The 22,433-nt window shown below is 41.4% G+C and carries 16 protein-coding genes and 5 pseudogenes; all 21 read right to left on the bottom strand.

Annotated features, from left to right (window positions below; translation table 11 throughout):
- Nucleotide 1 precedes the first annotated feature (1 nt).
- Nucleotides 2-2,068: a hypothetical protein gene (locus N4T56_RS19905; RefSeq protein WP_261734392.1), complete on the bottom strand. Its 2,067-nt coding sequence runs from the start codon at nt 2,066-2,068 to the stop codon at nt 2-4.
- Nucleotides 2,058-2,876: a TnsA endonuclease N-terminal domain-containing protein gene (locus N4T56_RS19900; protein ID WP_261734391.1), complete on the bottom strand. Its 819-nt coding sequence runs from the start codon at nt 2,874-2,876 to the stop codon at nt 2,058-2,060. The genes N4T56_RS19905 and N4T56_RS19900 overlap by 11 nt, the downstream gene beginning before the upstream one ends.
- 134 nt (nt 2,877-3,010) lie before the next feature.
- On the bottom strand, nt 3,011-4,840 hold the full coding sequence (gene glmS / locus N4T56_RS19895; protein WP_261734390.1) for a glutamine--fructose-6-phosphate transaminase (isomerizing): 1,830 nt from the start codon (nt 4,838-4,840) through the stop codon (nt 3,011-3,013).
- A gap of 24 nt (nt 4,841-4,864) precedes the next feature.
- A complete protein-coding gene (locus N4T56_RS19890) occupies nt 4,865-5,635 on the bottom strand; it encodes a DeoR/GlpR family DNA-binding transcription regulator (RefSeq protein WP_261734389.1) in 771 nt (256 codons plus the stop codon).
- 160 nt (nt 5,636-5,795) lie between these two features.
- Nucleotides 5,796-7,160, bottom strand: coding sequence for a bifunctional UDP-N-acetylglucosamine diphosphorylase/glucosamine-1-phosphate N-acetyltransferase GlmU (glmU, locus tag N4T56_RS19885; RefSeq protein WP_261734388.1), 1,365 nt, complete (start codon nt 7,158-7,160; stop codon nt 5,796-5,798).
- 460 nt (nt 7,161-7,620) lie between these two features.
- On the bottom strand, nt 7,621-8,049 hold the full coding sequence (locus N4T56_RS19880; RefSeq protein ID WP_188920662.1) for a F0F1 ATP synthase subunit epsilon: 429 nt from the start codon (nt 8,047-8,049) through the stop codon (nt 7,621-7,623).
- Between the two features lie 36 nt (nt 8,050-8,085).
- A complete protein-coding gene (gene atpD / locus N4T56_RS19875; RefSeq protein ID WP_261734387.1) occupies nt 8,086-9,477 on the bottom strand; it encodes a F0F1 ATP synthase subunit beta in 1,392 nt (463 codons plus the stop codon).
- Between the two features lie 35 nt (nt 9,478-9,512).
- Nucleotides 9,513-10,373 carry a F0F1 ATP synthase subunit gamma gene (atpG, locus tag N4T56_RS19870; RefSeq protein WP_188920665.1) on the bottom strand — a complete coding sequence of 287 codons (861 nt, stop codon included), beginning with the start codon at nt 10,371-10,373 and terminating at the stop codon, nt 9,513-9,515.
- Nucleotides 10,374-10,426: 53 nt separating this feature from the next.
- Nucleotides 10,427-11,969, bottom strand: a pseudogene (gene atpA / locus N4T56_RS19865) (F0F1 ATP synthase subunit alpha).
- Between the two features lie 14 nt (nt 11,970-11,983).
- Nucleotides 11,984-12,517 (bottom strand): F0F1 ATP synthase subunit delta, encoded by a 534-nt coding sequence (gene atpH, locus N4T56_RS19860; RefSeq protein ID WP_188920669.1) that lies wholly within the window; start codon nt 12,515-12,517, stop codon nt 11,984-11,986.
- A 14-nt stretch (nt 12,518-12,531) separates the two neighbouring features.
- Nucleotides 12,532-13,002 (bottom strand): F0F1 ATP synthase subunit B, encoded by a 471-nt coding sequence (gene atpF, locus N4T56_RS19855; protein WP_188920671.1) that lies wholly within the window; start codon nt 13,000-13,002, stop codon nt 12,532-12,534.
- A 37-nt stretch (nt 13,003-13,039) separates the two neighbouring features.
- On the bottom strand, nt 13,040-13,291 hold the full coding sequence (gene atpE / locus N4T56_RS19850) for a F0F1 ATP synthase subunit C (RefSeq protein WP_011639455.1): 252 nt from the start codon (nt 13,289-13,291) through the stop codon (nt 13,040-13,042).
- Nucleotides 13,292-13,356: 65 nt separating this feature from the next.
- On the bottom strand, nt 13,357-14,151 hold the full coding sequence (gene atpB / locus N4T56_RS19845; protein WP_188739954.1) for a F0F1 ATP synthase subunit A: 795 nt from the start codon (nt 14,149-14,151) through the stop codon (nt 13,357-13,359).
- A gap of 12 nt (nt 14,152-14,163) precedes the next feature.
- Entirely contained in the window at nt 14,164-14,547 is a 384-nt protein-coding gene (locus tag N4T56_RS19840; RefSeq protein ID WP_315903094.1) for an ATP synthase subunit I, read from the bottom strand.
- A 226-nt stretch (nt 14,548-14,773) separates the two neighbouring features.
- Nucleotides 14,774-15,658, bottom strand: a complete 885-nt coding sequence (locus N4T56_RS19835) for a ParB/RepB/Spo0J family partition protein (RefSeq protein ID WP_261734386.1) — start codon at nt 15,656-15,658, stop codon at nt 14,774-14,776.
- A gap of 9 nt (nt 15,659-15,667) precedes the next feature.
- Nucleotides 15,668-16,456 (bottom strand): ParA family protein, encoded by a 789-nt coding sequence (locus N4T56_RS19830; protein ID WP_261734385.1) that lies wholly within the window; start codon nt 16,454-16,456, stop codon nt 15,668-15,670.
- Between the two features lie 62 nt (nt 16,457-16,518).
- Nucleotides 16,519-17,140 (bottom strand): annotated as a pseudogene (rsmG, locus tag N4T56_RS19825) (16S rRNA (guanine(527)-N(7))-methyltransferase RsmG).
- A gap of 111 nt (nt 17,141-17,251) precedes the next feature.
- Nucleotides 17,252-19,140: pseudogene (mnmG, locus tag N4T56_RS19820) on the bottom strand (tRNA uridine-5-carboxymethylaminomethyl(34) synthesis enzyme MnmG).
- A 461-nt stretch (nt 19,141-19,601) separates the two neighbouring features.
- Nucleotides 19,602-20,052, bottom strand: a pseudogene (gene mioC, locus N4T56_RS19815) (FMN-binding protein MioC).
- A gap of 258 nt (nt 20,053-20,310) precedes the next feature.
- Nucleotides 20,311-21,156 carry an S-formylglutathione hydrolase gene (gene fghA / locus N4T56_RS19810; protein WP_261734384.1) on the bottom strand — a complete coding sequence of 282 codons (846 nt, stop codon included), beginning with the start codon at nt 21,154-21,156 and terminating at the stop codon, nt 20,311-20,313.
- A gap of 75 nt (nt 21,157-21,231) precedes the next feature.
- A pseudogene (locus N4T56_RS19805) lies at nt 21,232-22,361 on the bottom strand (S-(hydroxymethyl)glutathione dehydrogenase/class III alcohol dehydrogenase).
- Nucleotides 22,362-22,433 lie beyond the last annotated feature (72 nt).

Below are 22,433 nucleotides of genomic sequence, written 5' to 3'. Positions count from 1 at the left end.
CTTAGAAGTCGTCCAAATCAGGATAATCATACCCTTTGTCTGGTATATCTCCTGAACGAATTGGCGTCACTGTCGCTTTATGGCCAATATCAGGCTGTTTTATTTCTAAATCACGCTTTTTCTGACGTTCTAAGTTTTTCTCTTTATCACGATTATCTCTGATCCCCTTAAGGCGTTGAGAATTATTTGATAAATCTGTATTTTTTTGTCTTTCATCTGCATATTTTACAATTGCTTCAAGCTCTGCCTGCACATCTGGTGCTTTATAATCAGCTTCTTGTTTGGCTGAAGATATTGTCTTTTTCGATTCATGTTGAATGCTAACCGCTTCGGTGAAGCTCATATCTTGATAACGACGACTGCGAGGCTGCAATGAACATATCCATACACTATCAAACTGATTGTCTGGTCTCAGATAAATATTATTGGTATTTAATGGGTTATAAGCGACTTCAATACTGGAGGGTCTTGGATTTGCCTTATTTTTATGGAACCACCCTAAACTTACCGCTTCTGAGCAGGTGTAATATAGCCCTTTAAAGCTAATACCCAGAGTTGAAACAGTCGCTTTATCATGAGGATAGAGATTAATAGCCGTTAACTTTTCATCGATTGTACGTAAAATTCCTGTTCGGTTAGCAATACCCCACTGCCATAATCGAACGGGGATCGGCGGGAGATTTGTTGGCATATCAGATTCAAAATCATATTTTTTGAGAGGTATAGTTGTATTACGGTTTATCTCTGAAACTAAAACCATTTTTGTAAAATCAAATAATGTTAAATTTGCAGAGAGCTCATTGCGTTTACCCGCTTTCTTCTTACCATTGACAGGTTCAACCTTCCCATCAACATAGGGCAAAATATCGGTATGCATTGTGTTAAATGACTTCTCTACAATACCTTTATCATCACCGCGATAAGCGCGAGTATTAGAAAGTGTAATGCCAAATCGATTGACCAAGATGTCGCCATGCTTACCAAGTAACTCACCTCTATCTGCTGTTATTGTTGCAGGTGTACCTATACTCGGCCAATCAGCATAAGAGATATCAATTCCATAACGGCGGCAATATTCAACTTTGTCACAAAATGCATTAGCTAATGCGATTGATGCTGTTGCCCAGGATGGATTTTCTAGACCGACATACAACCCAACCGTCATACGGCTAAATACGTCTTTAACTTTATAAATAATTGGCCTGCCAACGATACGATCTGGATCTAACTCTGATACTAGATATACATCTGCAATCGTGGCATCTATTTCGTAACGGGCGCCAGAGCCAAAGTTATTGGTTGCAGCAGTGCTCTTGAGAGGAGCGATATCTTTATCGTGTATAATACTTGGGGTTCTTGCCTTGATAACATCTTTCTTACTGTAATTTTTCTCAAAGAAATACCTAAATTGCATATCTGTAGGTAAATCACTTTTATGTATTTTAGGGTATTTTGATTTTATGTACCCTATTGCTTTAGTTCGAGCTTTTGGTAGATCTATGTCATCTTTAAGAAGATAAAATCCTTCTATCGCTAATCGAAATAATTCAGCTATTTCTTCAGTGATAATCAACCCATCACCAGATGCAATGGTTCGCTTTTTGCCCACCTTATTTTTTAGGTTTCTTCTTGCTTCGCCAGGTGCACCACAATTTATATAATCGGGTGATAAAGCATCTGGTGTCATGCCTCGTTGCCAATAACGCCTTAATTGACGAGTAACATAAAGCCTTGATTCATCTACAATACCAAGAAGTGATTTGATGTGTTTATTGCGTAATTTTTTATCAAATAACTCAAAATAATTGTCAAGCAATGGAGAGATAGCACGATATGCTCTATCTCTTGTTTTTTGAGCTGTTGAATTAGGCTCTGGTGTTAGCAAAATAACAGGGTCATCTATTTGATTAAATTCTAATAAATCAAACTCAGATAAGGTAATACTGTATGGCCAAGCATTAATATCGTTAATATCAATGAGCATCAAGAAATCGACATGCTCGAACACAACACGAAGCTGAGTTAGCACTTCAGAATGTGGGTCTTGGTAAACTCGATTAAGATACATCTAAAAGTCCGCCAATTATCAAGCTAAAGTTTTTCGTTAAAGAAAGATCTGAGCACGACCATTGCCTAAAAACTGTATTTAGTGGGGCATCAATTAAGTTTGCTGCAACGGCTTTACGAAATAGACCTATATGAAATCCTGGTTCACACAAGTATTCATCATCTAACGCCGCACATGTTGTTGATAAACGTTTGCTAATCCCTTTTAATCGCTTGAATATCAGTTGAATATCTAGTGTGGATAATTCCGAATAAATATCGTCTAAATTTTGATTTGCTGCATGGAGCCATTCTAGGTTTTCTTTAATTGATGGGGTGATCTCTTGTTCAGTAAATACTTCCCATTTATAGCCTTGTTGCTCCCAAAAAACCTTTTCTATTTGGAGCTTTTCAACCACTCTTAGGTCATCTAAGTCATCAGAATACTTAACCGCTATAGCGATACCAGACCTGTTTTTAAGCTCCACAACTAAGTCGGTGGTTACAACCTTAAGTTTTCCTGCTATTTGAGGATGCTTTATACCTAATCGCTCACAAATACTTAAGCTATCAACTATAGGTAAAGGATACTGCTCTTTAATATCTGTCGTAGATTGGTATCGGTCAAAAACAAGAAAAGCAGAGAGTTCAAGACGGGAAAGCAAATGGTGGGGGCGAGTTGAGTTTCTGCCTAAAATACGAAAACTCTCACCTGTACTGCTTATTTCGTGAACTTTGATAAAAGGCTCATACGAACGACCAGAGCCTAAGCCTCTAGTTTTAAGTCGTTCTTCATCACTTGGATCTAGCGGTCTTTCTGAATCACGCATAAATAAGCCTCCTGTCTAAATGGATATTAGCAGGAGGCATAAAAATATCAAACTATTTTATAAATTATCAAACTATTTTATAAATTATCAAACTATTATATAATCGCACAACAATTTTTAATAGAATCATAGGTTTACTCAACCGTAACACTTTTTGCGAGATTGCGAGGTTGGTCAACGTCGGTACCTTTAATCAATGCCACATGGTATGACAATAACTGCAATGGAATGGTGTAAATCAGTGGTGCCATAAACTCATCACAATGTGGTACCTGGATGACTTTCATGGTGTCGTCCGATTCAAATTCAGCATCAACATCAGCAAATACATACATTAAACCGCCACGAGCACGCACTTCTTCAACGTTTGACTTAAGCTTTTCAAGTAACTCATTATTAGGTGCAACCACAATCACTGGCATGTCGGCGTCAATAAGCGCTAACGAGCCATGTTTTAACTCGCCTGATGCATAAGCTTCTGCATGAATATACGAAATTTCTTTAAGCTTTAATGCACCTTCCATTGCAATAGGGTACTGGTCGCCACGGCCTAAGAATAACGCATGTTGTTTATCAGCAAAATCTTCTGCTAGTTCAATAATTGCATCATTTAACCCTAATGCTTGCTCAACTTTGGCAGGCATTGACAGTAAACTCTGGGTAATAGCCGCTTCCATTTTGCTAGACATGCCATTGTTACGACCAATTGCCGTTGTAAGCATTAATAAACCAGCAAGTTGCACGGTAAAAGCTTTGGTTGATGCTACGCCTATTTCAACACCGGCTTTCATCATATAAGCCATGTCTGACTCACGTACTAATGACGAACCTGCCGAGTTACAGATGGTTAATGTGGCCTTGTAGCCCATTTCTTTTGCTAAGCGCATTGCCGCTAATGTGTCGGCAGTTTCACCTGACTGTGAAATAGTCACTAATAAACTATTTGGGAATAGGTGCGACTTGCGGTAGCGAAACTCTGATGCAATTTCAACGTTACACGATACGCCTGCCCAGTCTTCTAACCAGTAACGCGCTGCCATTCCCGCATGATAACTGGTACCACAGGCAATAATTTGTACATGCTTAATGTCTTTTAACAATTTTGCGGCGTTTTCACCAAACGCACTGTCGAGCACTTTACCACCCGTAATACGTCCCTCTAAAGTATGAGTGATGGCTGTTGGCTGCTCATAAATCTCTTTGAGCATGTAATGACGATATTCACCTTTATCACCAGTATCATGGGTAACGTCAGACTCTTTAACTTCGCGCTTAACTGCGTTGCCATTTACATCAAAAATGTTAACTTCGCGGCGCGTCACTTCTGCAACATCACCTTCTTCTAAAAAGGCAAAAGAACGGGTAACGGGTAGTAAGGCTAATTGGTCAGAAGCAACAAAGTTTTCACCTAAGCCAAAGCCAATGACTAACGGGCTTCCACTGCGAGCAACAACCATACGTTCACTGTCACGGCGGTCGATTACAACAGTGCCGTAAGCACCTTCAAGCTGTTTAACTGTGGCTTGAACTGCAGCCAATAAATTACCCGCAGCTTTAAGCTCGTGATGCACAAGGTGACAAATAACCTCAGTGTCGGTGTCTGATGAAAACACATAACCTAAACCTTTGAGCATTTCTCGGAGTTTGTTGTGGTTTTCAATGATACCGTTGTGTACAACCGCGATGTCACCTTCAGATAAATGTGGATGAGCATTACGTTCGCTTGGTTCTCCGTGTGTCGCCCAGCGTGTGTGAGCAATACCAGTACCACCAGCAAGTGGTGCTGCATCTAGGGCTGATGATAATTCTTGTACTTTGCCTAAACGGCGAGTGCGGCTTAATTCACCTCGATTAATCACTGCAACGCCTGCTGAATCATAGCCACGATATTCAAGACGACGAAGGCCTTCTACTAAAATTTCTGCAACATCTCTTTGCGCAACAGCGCCTACGATTCCGCACATACTATTTTCCTTTGAGATATAAATTTAGTTAGCATACGGCGCAAGTATCACCTTAACGCCGTGTGCTGAAATGGTTTCTACTGCTTGCGGGTTAACCTTGTCGTCGGTAACCAATACATTTACGACATCCCAAGACAGTTCAAGGTTGGGGATCCTTCGACCTATTTTTGTCGACTCTAATAACACCACAACCTCGCGCGACATTTCGGCCATCACTTTACTCAGGCCGGTGAGTTCATTAAATGTGGTGGTTCCACGGTCCAAATCTAGGCCGTCTGCACCAATAAATAATTGGTCGAAGTTATATGAACGCAATACTTGTTCTGCCACTTGGCCTTGAAAAGACTCTGAATGTGGATCCCAGGTACCACCGGTCATCAATAATGTGGGTTCATTTTCAAGTTCGTGTATGGCATTGGCTAATTGCAACGAATTAGTCATCACCACCAGACCACGCTTATTGTTAAGCTGCTGCACAATGCCTGATGTGGTGCTGCCACTGTCAATAATGATTCGGTTATGATCGCGAATAAGCTCCGCCGCTTTTGCAGCAATAGCCTGTTTATTTAGTGACAATGTTTCGTTGGCTAGTTGTGTCATTTCTTGCGGTAGTTGGATTGCACCACCATAACGGCGTAATAGTAAGCCATGGGTTTCAAGCATGGCTAAATCTTTGCGGATCGTGACTTCTGAGGTCGCGAACAAACTAGCCAATTCATCAACACTGACTTCACCTTGTTCATTAACCAATTTAATGATCGAATGGCGGCGTTGTTGGGTATTACGCTTGGTCATTTTATAAAAAAGCCTTTCGAAATGTTTCGTTTCGAAAGTTATTTTAGCAACAAATGAAACTTTATCTAGTTTTTAATCGCAAAAGTTGAAATATATGTACAAAAAAACCTCTGTGATAAACAGAGGTTTTAAAGGTTAATGCTTATCTAAGTAGACAAACTTACTTTTTAATTTTAATTGGACGTTGCCAGTCTGAAATATGGCGCTGTTTGACTCGAGTGATAACGAGTTCATTAGCTGCGACATCTTTAGTGATAGTAGAGCCGGCACCTAAAGTTGCATTTTTGCCAATGGTGACTGGCGCAACTAATTGCGTGTCACTGCCAACAAAAACACCGTCTTCAATGGTGGTAATAAACTTGTTAGCACCGTCGTAGTTACAAGTAATGGTACCAGCACCTATGTTGACACCGGCGCCAATAACAGCATCGCCAAGATAGGTTAAATGGCCTGCTTTAGAACCAATACCTAATACGGATTTTTTGATTTCAACAAAATTACCAATGTGTGCATCTTGTTTAAGCTCTGCACCTGGGCGCAAACGTGCAAACGGCTCTGCACTTGCTGCTTGGCCAAGTTTTGCGCCTTCAACAATGGTATAAGGTTTAATTTCTGCGTTATCGGCAATCTCGCAATCAATTAAAATAGCGCCTGCGCCAATGGTTACGTTATTACCTAAAGTAACCTTACCTTGAAAAATGACATTAACATCAATCATCACATCCATACCCACGTTGACTTCACCGCGAATATCAATGCGGGCAGGATCTCGTAAATTAGCACCTTCTAACATGAGTTTTTCAGCGGCGCGAGCTTGGTAAGCACGCTCTAATTGTGCTAATTGCACACGATTATTGGCACCTTCTACTTCAATTGCCGATTGCGGTTGTGAGGTTGTAATGTCAACACCATCTGCATTCGCCATTGCAATAATATCGGTTAAGTAATATTCGCTTTGCGCGTTGTTGTTTGATAACCGGCTCAACCAGGCTTTTAGCTGCTTACCAGGTACAGCCATAATACCTGTGTTAACTTCTGTGATTTTTAATTGGTCAGCATTGGCATCTTTTTGTTCAACGATACCCACCACTTTACCGAACTCTCTCACAATACGGCCATAACCAGTTGGATTAGGTAAGTTAACTGTTAAAATAGCTAAGCCGTTTGTTGAACGCGCAGCTAACAGTGTCTCTAATGTAGATTGTTGAATAAGCGGGACATCACCGTAAAGAATAAGCACGGTATCGTCGTCGTTGACGTTTGAGTTGGCTTGAGCGACAGCGTGCCCGGTACCAAGCTGCTCAGCTTGCAATACCCAATTTAGTTTTTGCTCACCTAACGTCGCTTGTAGTTTTTCAGCGCCATAACCATAGACCAACTGAATAGCATCTGAGCCCAAAGAGTTAGCGGTATCAATAACATGCTGAACCATGCTTTTATGAGCAATAGGATGTAACACTTTAGGTAAATCTGAGCGCATGCGAGTTCCTTTACCTGCGGCTAAGATCACTACATTTAACGACATGGTTGATTCCTTCAAAAGTACATTTTTCAAATTGGCGCTATTTTAGCTTAATCGCGTTACAAATGAAAAATATCGCGATTGTTAGTTTATACCATTTCCATTAATTATGTGACCAATCAGAGTCACTCAGACTGTTCAGTTTGAGGCGCATTGTTGAAAGAATGGTTATTCCCTTTTAAGGCAATGCAACAAAGAAATGGACTGTCTGAGCGTCTCCTGCAAGGCGGGTTTCTGTGCCTTCTATACTGCTTAATAGGATTTTGACGTACGACTGCATGGACGCAGGAGGTAGAGCAACGCAGGAGCAGTTGCCGAGAGCAACTATGCCTACAATCCTATTACTTGCCTAGAAGACACAGAACTCCCGCTGAATGACCAGATAATTGCTGGAATTGGTATTAATGATAAATAAAAAAGGCGACTCATAATGAGTCGCCTTTTATTGCGTCAAATAATCAGATTATCTGGTGATATTTTTCTTGATGGTTTCAACTACTTTCAATTGAGCCAAAGACTTGGCCAATTCAATAGCAGCAGCTTCGTAATTGAAGTCAGTACCAGCATTAGCAATAGCTTGCTCTGCACGTTCCTTCGCTTCTAAAGCGGCTTTTTCATCAATATCATCGGCACGTAATGCTACATCAGCAAGCACTGATATTGCAGTAGGTTGGACTTCCAGTAAACCACCTGAAAGATACAACACTTCTTCACTACCATCTTGCTTGATAAAGCGCGCCATACCAGGCTTGATTTTTGTTAGTAGAGCAACGTGGTTAGGCATAATACCTAACTCACCTTCAGCGCCGTTCACTTCAAAAAAGCTCACTTCGCCGTGGTAGATGCTATCTTCTGCACTAACAATATCAAGTTGGACTGTTTTGGCTGCCATCAAGTTCTCCTTAAAGAACTAAGCTTTACGGCCTAGTTATTTCTTTTTGTTAGCTTTTTCGACAGCTTCGTCGATTGAACCAACCATGTAGAACGCTTGCTCAGGGATAGCGTCAAACTCGCCATCCAAGATACCCTTAAAGCCACGGATAGTGTCTTTTAGAGAAACGTACTTACCAGGAGAACCTGTAAACACTTCTGCTACGAAGAAAGGCTGAGATAAGAAACGCTCAATCTTACGTGCTCTGAATACCATGGTTTTGTCATCATCTGACAATTCATCCATACCCAAAATAGCAATAATGTCTTTCAGCTCTTTATAACGCTGTAATACCGTTTGTACACCGTTTGCAACATCATAGTGCTCTTGACCAACAACCTGTGGATCTAACTGACGTGAAGTCGAGTCCAACGGGTCAACGGCTGGGTAAATACCCAAAGAAGCAATTTGACGAGACAATACAACAGTCGCATCTAAGTGAGCGAAGGTTGTAGCTGGTGACGGATCGGTTAAATCGTCCGCAGGTACATATACTGCTTGTACAGAGGTAATAGAACCAGACTTAGTTGAAGTAATGCGTTCTTGAAGAACACCCATTTCTTCAGCTAATGTTGGCTGATAACCTACCGCAGAAGGCATACGACCTAATAGTGCAGATACTTCAGTACCGGCAAGGGTGTAACGATAAATGTTGTCCACGAACAACAATACGTCACGACCTTCGTCACGGAACTTTTCAGCGATACTCAGGCCAGTCAACGCTACGCGTAAACGGTTTCCTGGAGGCTCGTTCATCTGACCATAAACCATAGCTACTTTGTCTAATACGCCTGAATCTTCCATCTCGTAGTAGAAGTCGTTACCCTCACGAGTACGCTCACCAACACCAGCGAAAACAGAAAGACCTGAGTGAGCTTTAGCGATGTTGTTAATCAGTTCCATCATGTTAACTGTTTTACCAACACCAGCACCACCAAACAGACCTACTTTACCACCTTTAGCGAATGGACAAACAAGGTCGATAACCTTGATACCCGTCTCTAAAAGCTCAGTCGCATTTGATTGATCTTCATATGAAGGAGCTGCACGGTGAATTTCATAACGCTCTTCTTCACCAATTGAATCCGCTTCATCAATCGGCTCACCTAATACGTTCATGATACGGCCAAGGGTCTTAACCCCAACCGGAACAGAAATTGGTGAACCTGAGTTTGCTACCTCTAGACCACGACGCAGACCATCAGAAGAACCCATAGCGATGGTACGAACTACACCACCACCTAGCTGCTGCTGAACTTCCAGCACCAAACCATTACAGGCGCCTTCACCTGTGATCTTCAGAGCGTCATATACCCGAGGTACAGAATCTTGTGGAAACTCGACGTCCACAACCGCGCCAATTACTTGGACAACAGTACCTGTGCTCATGATTAATCCTCTAAACTTGAATTCGTTACCTAAACCTAAACCGCTGCAGCGCCTGAAACAATTTCCGACAGTTCTTGCGTAATCGCAGCCTGACGGGCTTTGTTGTAGACGAGTTGCAGATCATCGATCATTTCGCCAGCGTTGTCTGTTGCCGCTTTCATCGCTACCATACGGGCAGCCTGTTCAGAGGCAAGGTTTTCAACAACACCTTGATACACTTGTGACTCTACATAACGAGTTAACAATACATCCAAAATTTCTTTTGGATCTGGCTCGTAAATATAATCCCAAGGGTAACTCGCTACTTCTTCATCTGACTTAGGTAAAGGTAGCAGCTGTTCGATCACAGGAGTCTGAGCCATTGTATTAACAAATTTGTTGAACACAATGTACAGACGATCCAGTTTACCTTCGTTGTAAGCTTTTAACATGACACGAACCGTGCCAATCAAATCAGCAAGTTTTGGCGCATCGCCTAAACCTGATGCATGGGCAGTAACATTACCACCAAAGCTTTTGAAGAATTGAACTGAACGAGCACCTACTGGACAAAAGTCCACTTCAGCACCTTGCTCTTTCCACTTCTTCACGTCTGACACAACCTTTTTGAAAAGGTTGACGTTCAAACCACCACAAAGGCCACGGTCGGTTGCTACAACAATGTAACCAACCCGCTTGGCATCTCTCACCTCTAAATAGGGGTGTTTATACTCGAGAGTACCTTGCGCTACGTGACCGATCACCTTACGCATATTTTCTGCATATGGACGACTTGCTGCCATGCGTTCCTGCGCTTTGCGCATTTTGCTGGCTGCAACCATTTCCATAGCTGAAGTGATCTTCTGAGTGTTTTTAACACTCGCGATCTTGGTTTTAATCTCTTTAGCGCCGGCCATCTCTACTCTCCAATCTGGGATCTGAGGTGCCTAATGACACCTCTTGTTCATTATTACCAGGTTTGGGTTTCAATGAACTTGTCCATGCCTGCCTTCAACTCACCTTCGATATCAGCGTTATAATCGCCAGTAGCATTGATGGTTTTGATTAGGTCAGCATGTTGACTGTTCATGTATGAAAGCAGAGCGGCTTCGAAGCGACCGATTTCATTTAAAGCAACACCTTTAAGGTAGCCTTTTTCAGCTGCGAAAATAGACACAGCCTGGGCAGCAACGCTCATAGGAGCATATTGCTTTTGCTTCATTAATTCGGTTACACGCTCACCATGCTCAAGTTGAGCACGTGTTGCATCATCTAAATCAGATGCAAACTGTGAGAACGCTGCAAGCTCTCGATACTGTGCAAGTGCAGTACGGATACCGCCAGACAGTTTCTTGATGATCTTAGTCTGCGCTGCACCACCAACACGAGAAACAGAAATACCTGGGTTAACTGCTGGACGTAAGCCCGAGTTAAACAAGTCAGTCTCAAGGAAGATCTGACCATCTGTAATAGAAATTACGTTGGTCGGTACGAACGCTGATACGTCACCAGCTTGGGTTTCAATAATAGGTAACGCGGTTAACGAACCGGTTTGACCTGTTACTGCACCGTTTGTGTACTTTTCTACGTAGTTCGCGTTTACGCGTGAAGCACGCTCTAGTAAACGAGAGTGTAGATAGAATACATCACCTGGGTATGCTTCACGTCCTGGTGGACGCTTCAATAGCAATGAAATTTGACGATAAGCAACTGCTTGCTTAGACAAATCATCATATACAATTAAAGAATCTTCACCGCGGTCACGGAAGTATTCACCCATTGAACAACCAGAATATGGTGCTAAGAATTGCAGTGCTGCAGCTTCAGAAGCTGATGCAACAACAACGATAGTGTTAGCTAGTGCGCCATGTTCTTCAAGTTTACGTACTACGTTAGCGATGGTAGAAGCTTTCTGACCAACAGCAACGTAGACACACTTAATACCTGAATCTTTCTGGTTGATAATTGCATCAATAGCCATCGCTGTTTTACCAGTCTGACGGTCACCAATGATCAATTCACGTTGACCACGACCGATTGGGATCATGGCATCAACAGCTTTATAACCAGTTTGGATTGGTTGATCTACTGATTTACGCTCAATAACACCAGGGGCAATAACTTCAACAGGAGAGAAACCATCGTTATCGATATAGTCCTTTACCGTCGATTGGCTCACCAAGGGTGTTAACAACACGACCAAGTAGTCCACGACCAACTGGTACTTCAAGAATACGACCAGTGGTTCTAACTTTTGCGCCTTCTGCTAAATTAGCATAAGCGCCCATTACTACGGCGCCTACAGAATCACGTTCTAAGTTCAACGCGATTGCAAAACGGCCACCAGGCAGTTCGATCATTTCACCTTGCATTACATCGGCAAGGCCGTTAATGCGAATGATGCCGTCACTTACTGCAACGATAGTACCTTCGTTGCGAGCTTCACTAACGACGTCGAACTGCTCGATCCGCTGCTTAATCAGATCGCTGATTTCAGTGGAATTCAGTTGCATGCTCAAACTCCCAATTACGACTGCAGCTTATCAGACAAGCGCGATAACTTACCGCTTACCGAGCCATCAATGACTAGGTCGCCTGATTTAATAATCACACCGCCAATGAGCGATGCGTCGATGCTGCAATTCAGCTTAACTTTGCGTGCGAGACGTTTCTCTAGAGAAACACTAATTTGCTGCTGTTGCTCAGAGCTTAGCTCAGTAGCAGAAACCACTGTGGCTTCAACTTCTTTTGCCCACTCATTACGGTATTCAGCAAAAAGTAGCGATACTGTTGGCAGTATCCCTAAACGACCGTTTTCAGCCATTACCTTTATCAGGTTTTGACCTTGCTCGTTGACTTGTTCACCGCATACGTTAATAAACAGTGAGGCAAGTTGAGTACTCGCTAGAGTACCGTTAAGCAGTGGTTTCATTGATTCGTTTTCACTTACCAATGAGGCGAAAGCTAACATTTCTGTCCAGCTATCTACTGCTTTATGTTCAACAGCAAAATCAAAAGCTGCCTTTGCGTAAGGGCGAGCGATGGTGGTTAATTCAGCCATAACTCAACTCCTTATCAAATTTCAGCAACAAGTTTATTAACAATGTCACTGTGGGCGGCTGGGTCAATCGAACGTTCAAGAATCTTCTCTGCACCTACAACGGCTAGAGTAGCAACTTGCTTACGCAAGTCATCTTTAACGCGATTACGTTCGTTTTCAATTTCTGCATTACCTTGAGCGATAATTTTAGCTCGCTCAACTTGTGCTTCAGCTTTAGCTTCTTCAACGATTTGAGCTTTACGCTTGTTAGCTTGCTCAATGATCTCGTTGGCAGTTACTTTTGCTTCTTTTAGCTGCTCAGTAGCTTTAATTTGCGCTAACTCTAGATCTTTTGCTGCACGGCCGGCATCTGCCAGACCATCAGCAATTTTCTTCTGGCGTTCTTCGATGGCATTCATCAACGGAGGCCATACAAACTTCATGCAAAACCACACGAAGAGAATAAAGGCAACCGTCTGACCGAATAGGGTAGCGTTGAAATTCACAACAGCCTCCTAGTTAGATTAAAGACAGAAGCGTTAATTAAAGCATTGCACCCAATGGGTTAGTAAATAGCATAAATAGCGCAATACCTACACCAATCATAGTTACGGCATCAAGTAGACCCGCTACGATGAACATTTTAACTTGTAACATAGGCGCCATTTCTGGCTGACGAGCTGCACCTTCCAAAAACTTTCCACCTAAAAGGCCGAAACCGATAGCTGTTCCTAATGCACCCATACCAATAAGTAGAGCAACAGCAATAGCCGTCATTCCTAATACAGTTTCCATATCTATCTCCAATATTCTAAATCGTTGTTATTAATGATTTAGGTCAAAAAAATTTTCGGTTACCCTTAGTGATCTTCATGCGCCATGCTTAAATAAACAATGGTCAACATCATGAAAATAAATGCTTGTAAAGTAATAACTAAAATATGGAAAATTAACCAACCTAGTTGTAATCCTACACCTAGAGCAGATAACGCCACGTTAGAACCATACATCAATGCAATAAGGATAAAAATCAACTCACCAGCATACAAGTTACCAAATAGTCGTAGAGCCAATGAGATTGGCTTAGCCACTAAGGTTACTGTTTCTAATAATAAGTTGACGGGTATCATTGCCCAATGGTTAAAAGGCTGAAATGTTAGTTCTTTAACAAAACCTGAAACACCTTTGACTTTAATGCTGTAGTAAATAATCAGCACAAACACACCAATAGCTAAACTAAAAGTGATGTTTACGTCAGTAGTCGGAACTACTTTTAGGTATGGCACGCCTGCTAAACTAGCTGCCCATGGCAACCAATCTACAGGGATCATATCCATGAAGTTCATCATGAAAATCCATACAAAAATAGTCAGAGCTAAAGGTGCAATAACAGGATTGCGGCCGTGAAAGGTTTCTTTCACACTGCTATCAACAAACTCAACAATCATCTCGACAAAACATTGAAATTTGCCAGGAACGCCTGTCGTCGCTTTTTTGCCAGCACTGTAAAACAGCCATAAGAACAACACACCAAGCCCAACCGAAAAGAGCAACGAATCAATGTGCCATGTCCAAAACCCTTCACCAACACTTAAGTTGGTAAGGTGATGTTGGATATAGCCCTGCGGTGTTAACGCTTCACCAGTTGCAGCCATGATTCATCCCACTTAACTTTGCTTGAAATATAAAGGTGCTATCCAGTGCACAACTAACGCTAACGAATAACAAGTAAAAAGCGGCATAAATCCGACTTCCATGTTGATAAACACTAACGTAAACAATGCAATGGTCAACAGCATCTTTACCGCTTCCCCCCAGTAAAAGCTTTTAATCACTTTTGCTGCTGAGCTTGCCCCACTATGTGAGAAAGCTAGGGTTGCGAATACAAAATTAGGAAGTACAGCGATAATCGCGCCTGCTAAAGCAGACTGACCATACTGCGCTCCCCACATTACGAAAAATAGTATTGAAATAATACTCGCAACAATCGCTTGTACCAGCACTAATTTATAGGCTGCTAACCTACCACGACGCGCTAAAACATTACCCAACTTCATATCTCCGCATTAATGCCTTTCGCTGATCCTAATGTTAAATTTAATAGATTAAACTAGCCTTAAGATACAAAAAGCCTGCAAAGTATACCTTTTCGCGCTTTGTTTGCAACTTTGATGATAGGAAAACAACGATTTAATAAGTGAATTAGCGCTAAATATACAAAAGTAAAAATTAGCGCTGTGTCACAAAATTACTACATGAAATGGTTTAGTCGGCTTTTTAGCGGATTTTACTTAAAATACCGTCTAATTCAGCGAGATTTTGGTAGTTTATTACAATTTTCCCTTTGCCTTTAGTCCCATGGTTGATGGCAACTTTGGCACCGAGCCTTTCAATTAACTCTTGTTCTAAACGGCTAACATCATGATCTTTAGCCTGTGTTTCGGCAACTTTAGCCGGATTTAAGGCTTTATTAACTAATCGTTCAGTTTCACGAACAGTCATTTCTTTTGATGCAACTAATCGAGCCAAAATAGTTTGTTCATCACCTTCAATAGCCAATAATGCACGGGCGTGACCCATGTCAATGTCACCATATTCTAACAAACGTTTAACAGGTTCATTAAGGCTGTTTAGACGTAATAGATTTGACACGCTAACACGAGATTTACCTACCGCATCGGCGACTTGTTGATGGGTTAGTTCAAACTCTTCGAGTAAACGCTGTAACGCTATTGCTTCTTCCATTGCATTGAGATCTTCGCGCTGAATATTTTCAATTAATGCAATCGCGACAGCGGCTTCATCAGCAACCTGTTTAACAATACAAGGGACGGTATCAAGCTTGGCGAGTTGTGCAGCACGCCAACGGCGTTCACCGGCGATAATTTCATAATTACCATCAACAACCTTACGTACAACAATAGGTTGAATTACACCTTGTGAGCGGATTGATTCAGCTAGTTCTTCTAGTGCTTCAGGCGACATATCTTTACGCGGTTGGTATTTACCCGGCTGGAGTTTGTCGAGAGCAAGATGAATAAGATCGCCAGCAGTGGCTAATGGCTGAGTGTCTTCAGGTTGCTCGTTTTTACGAGTCGCCGCATTACTATGGCTTAATAAGGCATCCAAGCCTTTACCTAAACCGCGTTTTTTTAACGTCATTTTTATGTCCTACGCTTGTTTGGGTTGTGTCTGCTGCTCTGCACGACGAATAATTTCACCCGCTAGAGCTAAATAAGCTTTAGCGCCAGCACTTGATTTATCGTAATACATGGCAGGCGCACCAAAACTAGGTGCTTCAGCTAAACGAATGTTTCTTGGAATGACAGTCCGATAAACCTTGTCACCAAAATGTTGTTTTAGCTGATCTGACACATCATTTGATAATCTATTTCGCGGGTCGTACATGGTGCGTAATATACCTTCGATAGTTAATGTTGGATTGACCATGGCACCGAGCTTGGTAATGGTATCAATCAACGCTGTCAGCCCTTCTAATGCATAGTATTCACACTGCATTGGAACCAAAACAGAATCAGCTGCTGACATGGCATTAACGGTTAACATATTTAATGAAGGTGGGCAGTCAATAAAGATGTAATCGTAATCGTCTCTAATCGGCGCAAGTGCATTACGTAAACGGATCTCACGGGCAAAAAACTCCATCAGCTTAATTTCTGCTGCTGTGACATCACCATTACTGGCGATCAGATCAAATTTACCCACGGTATTTTTAATCACAATATCAGCAAAAGGCTTTTCTTCTACCAGTAATTCGTAGGCGGTATTGTCAACATCGTATTTGTCGACACCACTGCCCATGGTTGCATTGCCTTGAGGATCTAAGTCGATCAACAACACTTTACGCTTTGTGGCGGCAAGTGATGCGGCTAAGTTTACGCAAGTTGTTGTTTTTCCTACGCCACCTTTTTGATTGGCTACGGCAATAATTTTACCCACTATGTCATCCTGTCTTTAAATTATTGATGTCCGGTTAGATTAATTAGCAAAAGAAATGCGCTTTATTGCTTAGCAATTTTTAATAAATGTCGCTGTTCATCTAGCTTTGGTACATGCAATACAATGGTATCAACCAGCGAAAATCCTGCTGGCATTTGCTGTAATTCTTGTTCACTTAACTGGCCTTTTAAGGCGTAATAAATACCGTTTTCTTTTGGCAAATGATGGCACCAGCTGAGCATATCTTGTATTGAGGCAAACGCTCGGCTTAATACGCCATCAAATTTATCTTCAGGTTGATAAGCCTCAACCCGGCTCTCTACTGAGGTAATATTATTAATTTTAAGCTCAAATTGAACCTGTTTTTGAAAGCGGATCCGCTTACCTAAACTGTCTAATAATACAAATTCTTTGTCTGGGTTCATAATGGCTAATGGGATCCCGGGTAAACCAGTGCTCTGTGCCCACATCAATAAATCGCTGGCCTTCAAGATAAGGAGAAACGGCCAAGCTGTCCATAATATGACGGATTAACATTTGCTCAGGATCGCGAACCGAGGTGAGGTTATAGGCTTTATTCCATTTAGCGAGCATTTCAACAAAACCGATTAATTGTTTTTGTTGTAATTCAGTGGCCGATATTTTCATTTCAGCTAAATAGGTTTGGAGTTGCACAGATAACACAGAAAGCCTCGTAAATTGCATGAACAGACGGCAGTTATTATGAAGCCGTAAAAGCACTAAGGGAAGCCTTATGGCTTCCCTTGTGTTATTGAGTCGAAAAAATATCTGTAATTATGCGCTTTTTCTCAATAAACCACGCTTTTTCAAGTGTACAAGTAGAATTGAGACAGCTGCTGGAGTGATTCCTGATATGCGCGATGCTTGTCCTACTGTTTCTGGTTTGTGGTTATTTAGCTTAGCGATCACTTCATTGGATAGACCTGGTACTTCTTTGTAATCTAGATCCAGTGGTAATAATGAGCTTTCATGACGCACAGCTTTATCAACTTCGTCTTGTTGACGTTGAATATATCCTGAGTATTTAACTTGAATTTGCACTTGCTCAGCAGCTTGTGGGTCTTCAAGGCCTGGACCAAAACCTTCTAATTGCATTAATTTACTGTAATCCATTTCTGGGCGACGCAGTAAATCTTCAAATGATGCTTCACGCGAAATAGGCGTATTCAATTGTGGATTAAGCACATCGAGTAAGGGTGAATTAGGGTGTACCCACTGTCCACGTAAACGTTGTAATTCCAGTTCGATCGATTCTTTTTTCTTACTGAATAATTCCCAGCGATTATCGTCAACTAAACCAAGTTCGCGGCCTTTTTCAGTTAATCGTAGATCGGCGTTATCTTCACGTAGCAATAAACGATATTCCGCACGGCTAGTAAACATACGGTAGGGTTCTTTGGTACCTAGAGTTGATAAATCGTCAACTAATACACCAAGATATGCTTCATCACGACGAGGACACCAAGTGTCTTTACCTTGTACTTGTAAAGATGCGTTCATACCTGCTAATAAACCTTGAGCACCGGCTTCTTCGTAACCCGTTGTACCATTGATTTGACCTGCAAAGAATAAGCCTTCAATGGTTTTGGTTTCTAATGAGTTTTTAAGATCCCGTGGATCAAAATAATCATACTCAATAGCGTAACCTGGACGAACGATTTCAGCATTTTCCATGCCTTTGATCGAACGTACTAAATTAAGCTGAACATCAAAAGGTAAACTGGTAGAAATACCGTTAGGGTAGATCTCGTTAGTGCTTAAACCTTCTGGTTCAATAAAGATTTGGTGCGATGACTTATCTGCAAAGCGGTGGATCTTATCTTCAATTGATGGGCAGTAACGAGGCCAATACCTTCAATCACACCTGAATACATTGGGCTTCGGTCTAAGCCACCACGAATAATGTCGTGGGTTTTTTCATTGGTGTGAGTAATAAAACATGAAATTTGTTTTGGATGCTGACTTACATCACCTATAAATGACATTACTGGCAATGGAGTATCGCCTTTTTGCTCTGTCATTTGTGAAAAATCAATGGTATTGGCATCAATACGTGGTGGTGTACCGGTTTTTAAACGGCCTACACGGATCGGTAACTCACGCAACCGATTTGCTAATGCTATCGCTGGTGGATCGCCTGCACGACCACCGCTGTAATTTTGTAAACCTATATGGATTTTTCCACTTAAAAAAGTGCCTGTCGTTAATACAACAGCAGGTGCTTCAAATGCCAATCCCATTTGTGTAACAACACCAACAACTTTATTATTTTCAACCACTAAATCATCAACTGCTTGCTGAAAAATACGTAAGTTAGCTTGGTTTTGTAAAATGTGCTGAATTTTTTGACGATATAGGGCTCGGTCTGCTTGGGCACGAGTAGCACGAACAGCAGAGCCTTTACTTGAATTTAACGTTCTAAATTGAATCCCGGCAAAGTCTGTAGCCGTTGCCATGGCTCCGCCTAATGCGTCGATCTCTTTAACCAAATGGCCTTTACCAATACCACCGATAGCGGGATTACAAGACATTTGACCTAGTGTGTCGATGTTATGGGTTAACAATAATGTTTTTGATCCCATTCTTGCAGCTGCGAGGGCTGCCTCAGTTCCGGCATGACCACCACCAACGACAATTACATCAAACCGTTCATGAAAATGCATTATGCGACCTTTGATTGCTTAGAAAGTTAAATTCAATTTGTAACGCGATTCGAGCTGCGCATTTTAGCACTTGCTTGTCAGAACGTGAATGATCATTTTTCATAGAATGATCAAGATGGGTTTGCTTAATAGATCTTAAGATCTTTATATAGATCTTTTTATTATGTTTATTATTAGGATCGAGCTTTTCTGTTAGTAACTTTTATTTTCATTTAAAATCAATAAATAACGAACTTTTAAACCTGTGATCTGATCGCGATCAAACTCAATATAAGGTGGGGATAGATCGGGTACTTATCCACAAGGGTGATCTTTAAGCAGATCGGAGTGTGAATAGTACAGAGTTATGATCGCAGAAAATAATAGCTTATCCACAAAGTTGTTATTATAAATAGTAATTTGTGGATAAACCTGATCTAAATTGTGAGTTGATCTTAGTTTATACAAAATAAGATCGTATTTTATGCCTGGTTAATTTTATCTTGCCATTGCGATAACCACGCCAGGGCTGGCTCTTCTGGTACTGGGTCTTGTTGAACATCAATTTGGATCTTATCCACAATAGCGTTTGATCCGTATTGTAATAATAGATCTATTATTTTTTCAGGTGCGCTAGCAGAAAGTGTCATAGTTTGAGTCGCCAATGGCACATAATGCATGTTGGATCCCGTTTAGATCAGGCATTTCTAGCATTAATTGTTTATAAAAAGGCACTATATTGTCTGGCAGATCACCTGCGCCATGGGTTGAGCTAACGATGATCCATACTGAAAAGTCGTTTAACTGTGCTAATTGTGGGTCTATAAATACTTCAGAATGGTGGTTTAATTGGCTTAATTGCTCTGCCATTTCATCTGCAACGTATTCTGAACTGCCCAATGTGGTACCCACTATTAATGCTATATTTGCCATTTCTACTCCAAATTACTGCTAGTTAAGCGTCAGGTTTATGTCTTTACGGTTATTTTACTCGTTCAATTACGCTTTATGTTGGCTTATTTCCACTTTTTAAGACCAAATAAGCAGTTCATTTGGTCGTGCTATCTCAGTAATATTTTTTAGCAATAAAAAAACGAGCCATAAAAGGCTCGTTTTGGGTCATTATTAGCTAGTGATAATCGCTTTAGCTAGTCTTGTTATCGCTAAATCCTTGTAAAAGTCATCTCAGTGTTAGTTTATCTTTAAAAATTTAGCATGAAATCGCAGATGCTGTTCAATAAACGTCGAGATAAAATAGTAGCTATGGTCATATCCAGGCTGCATTCTTAACTCGAGAGGATAGCCCTTTTGTTGTGCGATTTTTTCTAATGTATGAGGTTTTAATTGCTCATCTAAAAAGTTGTCATTGGTGCCAATATCCACCAGTGCGGGGATAAATTGTTGGCTATTTTGCATCAACTTACAACTATCATATTGTTGCCATTGTTGTTGATCTTCACCTAAATAACCACGAAATGCTTTAATTCCCCATGGGCAATCCATTGGATTACAAATAGGGCTAAATGCTGAAACACTGTTAAATTGCTTTGGATTCTTCAATGCAATGGTCAGTGCACCATGGCCGCCCATTGAGTGACCACTAATGCTACGTTGGTTAGTTACCGGGAAATGCGCTTCAACGATTGCTGGCAGCTCAGACACCACATAATCATACATTTTATAATGCTGATCGAAAGGTGGTTTGGTGGCATTGAGATAAAATCCTGCGCCTAAACCAAAGTCATATGCACCGTCTTTATCGTCGGCAACCCCTTCACCACGCGGGCTAGTGTCTGGTGCGACAATGGCGATTCCAAGCTCTGCAGCAATGCGCTGTGCGCCTGCTTTTTGCATAAAGTTTTCGTCAGTGCAGGTGAGCCCTGATAACCAATACAATACGGGCACATTTTGCTGTTCAGCTTGTGGCGGTAAGTAAATGGCAAAACGCATCGTGCAATTGAGCGCCGTTGACTGATGATGATATTGTTTATGCCAACCACCAAATGCTTTGGTGCTGCTGATATTTTCAATGGTCATGATGGGTCCTTATACAATAAATGCAGTTAATAAAATTAACTGCATTATTATTTAACTTAAGATCAGCTTATAGACTTATTTATCAAAGTGGATAACGCTGCGAATACTTTCGCCTTTATGCATTAAATCAAATGCATCGTTAATCCCTTCAAGGCCATTGTGTGGGTAATAAAGTGGTCTAACTTAAACTCGCCTGCTAAGTATTGTTCAACAATTCCTGGTAATTCACTGCGACCTTTAACGCCACCAAATGCACTGCCACGCCATACACGGCCGGTCACTAATTGGAATGGACGAGTTGAAATTTCTTGGCCAGCACCTGCTACACCAATAATCACTGATTCGCCCCAGCCTTTGTGACAACATTCTAATGCACTGCGCATCACGTTAACGTTACCGATACATTCGAATGAGAAATCAACGCCACCATCGGTCATTTCAACAATGACGTCCTGAATTGGCTTATCGAAGTCTTTAGGGTTAATGCAGTCTGTTGCCCCTAGTTTTTTAGCGAGTTCAAATTTAGATTCGTTTAAGTCGATACCAATAATTCGGCTTGCTCCAGCCATAGTGGCGCCAATAATGGCCGATAAACCAATGCCGCCTAAACCAAATATGGCAACAGTATCGCCTTTTTGTACTTTAGCTGTTTTTAGCACAGCGCCCATACCGGTAGTGACACCACAACCTAATAAGCACACTTCTTCTAATGGTGCGTCTTTACTGACTTTTGCCAGTGAAATTTCGGGTAATACTGTGTATTCAGAAAAGGTTGAACAACCCATGTAGTGGAAAATAGGTTCACCATCTTTAAAGAAACGCGTAGTACCGTCTGGCATTAAGCCTTTACCTTGTGTAGCTCGTACTGCGCTACATAAGTTGGTTTTGCCAGAAGTACAGAACTTACATACACCGCATTCTGCTGTGTATAACGGAATGACATGGTCGCCGACTTTTACACTGGTAACGCCTTCGCCAACCATATGAACAATCCCGCCACCTTCATGGCCAAGAATTGCTGGGAATACGCCTTCAGGATCATCGCCAGATAATGTAAATGCATCGGTATGACATACACCCGATGCGACAATACGTACCATAACTTCACCAGCTTTTGGGTACATAACATCGACTTCTTCAACCGATAATGGTTGGCCTGATTCCCAAGCAATTGCGGCTTTTGATTTAATAAATTGTGCTGACATAGATAGCTTCCTTAAACGTAAACACCATGAAATATGGATGATAAACATCACTACAGTGTAGTGTATTTATTC

Source organism: Shewanella phaeophyticola (assembly GCF_025398315.1).
Classification (GTDB): Bacteria; Pseudomonadota; Gammaproteobacteria; order Enterobacterales; family Shewanellaceae; genus Shewanella; species Shewanella phaeophyticola.
This window is presented reverse-complemented; position numbering and strand designations above follow the sequence as displayed.

What these genes read in the sequence shown, in the direction of transcription:
- N4T56_RS19905 (WP_261734392.1), bottom strand. Translation starts at nt 2,068, where the DNA reads ATGTATCTTAATCGAGTTTACCAAGACCCACATTCTGAAGTGCTAACT.
- N4T56_RS19900 (WP_261734391.1), bottom strand. Translation starts at nt 2,876, where the DNA reads ATGCGTGATTCAGAAAGACCGCTAGATCCAAGTGATGAAGAACGACTT.
- glmS (WP_261734390.1), bottom strand. Translation starts at nt 4,840, where the DNA reads ATGTGCGGAATCGTAGGCGCTGTTGCGCAAAGAGATGTTGCAGAAATT.
- N4T56_RS19890 (WP_261734389.1), bottom strand. Translation starts at nt 5,635, where the DNA reads ATGACCAAGCGTAATACCCAACAACGCCGCCATTCGATCATTAAATTG.
- glmU (WP_261734388.1), bottom strand. Translation starts at nt 7,160, where the DNA reads ATGTCGTTAAATGTAGTGATCTTAGCCGCAGGTAAAGGAACTCGCATG.
- N4T56_RS19880 (WP_188920662.1), bottom strand. Translation starts at nt 8,049, where the DNA reads ATGGCAGCCAAAACAGTCCAACTTGATATTGTTAGTGCAGAAGATAGC.
- atpD (WP_261734387.1), bottom strand. Translation starts at nt 9,477, where the DNA reads ATGAGCACAGGTACTGTTGTCCAAGTAATTGGCGCGGTTGTGGACGTC.
- atpG (WP_188920665.1), bottom strand. Translation starts at nt 10,373, where the DNA reads ATGGCCGGCGCTAAAGAGATTAAAACCAAGATCGCGAGTGTTAAAAAC.
- atpH (WP_188920669.1), bottom strand. Translation starts at nt 12,517, where the DNA reads ATGGCTGAATTAACCACCATCGCTCGCCCTTACGCAAAGGCAGCTTTT.
- atpE (WP_011639455.1), bottom strand. Translation starts at nt 13,291, where the DNA reads ATGGAAACTGTATTAGGAATGACGGCTATTGCTGTTGCTCTACTTATT.
- atpB (WP_188739954.1), bottom strand. Translation starts at nt 14,151, where the DNA reads ATGGCTGCAACTGGTGAAGCGTTAACACCGCAGGGCTATATCCAACAT.
- N4T56_RS19835 (WP_261734386.1), bottom strand. Translation starts at nt 15,658, where the DNA reads ATGACGTTAAAAAAACGCGGTTTAGGTAAAGGCTTGGATGCCTTATTA.
- fghA (WP_261734384.1), bottom strand. Translation starts at nt 21,156, where the DNA reads ATGACCATTGAAAATATCAGCAGCACCAAAGCATTTGGTGGTTGGCAT.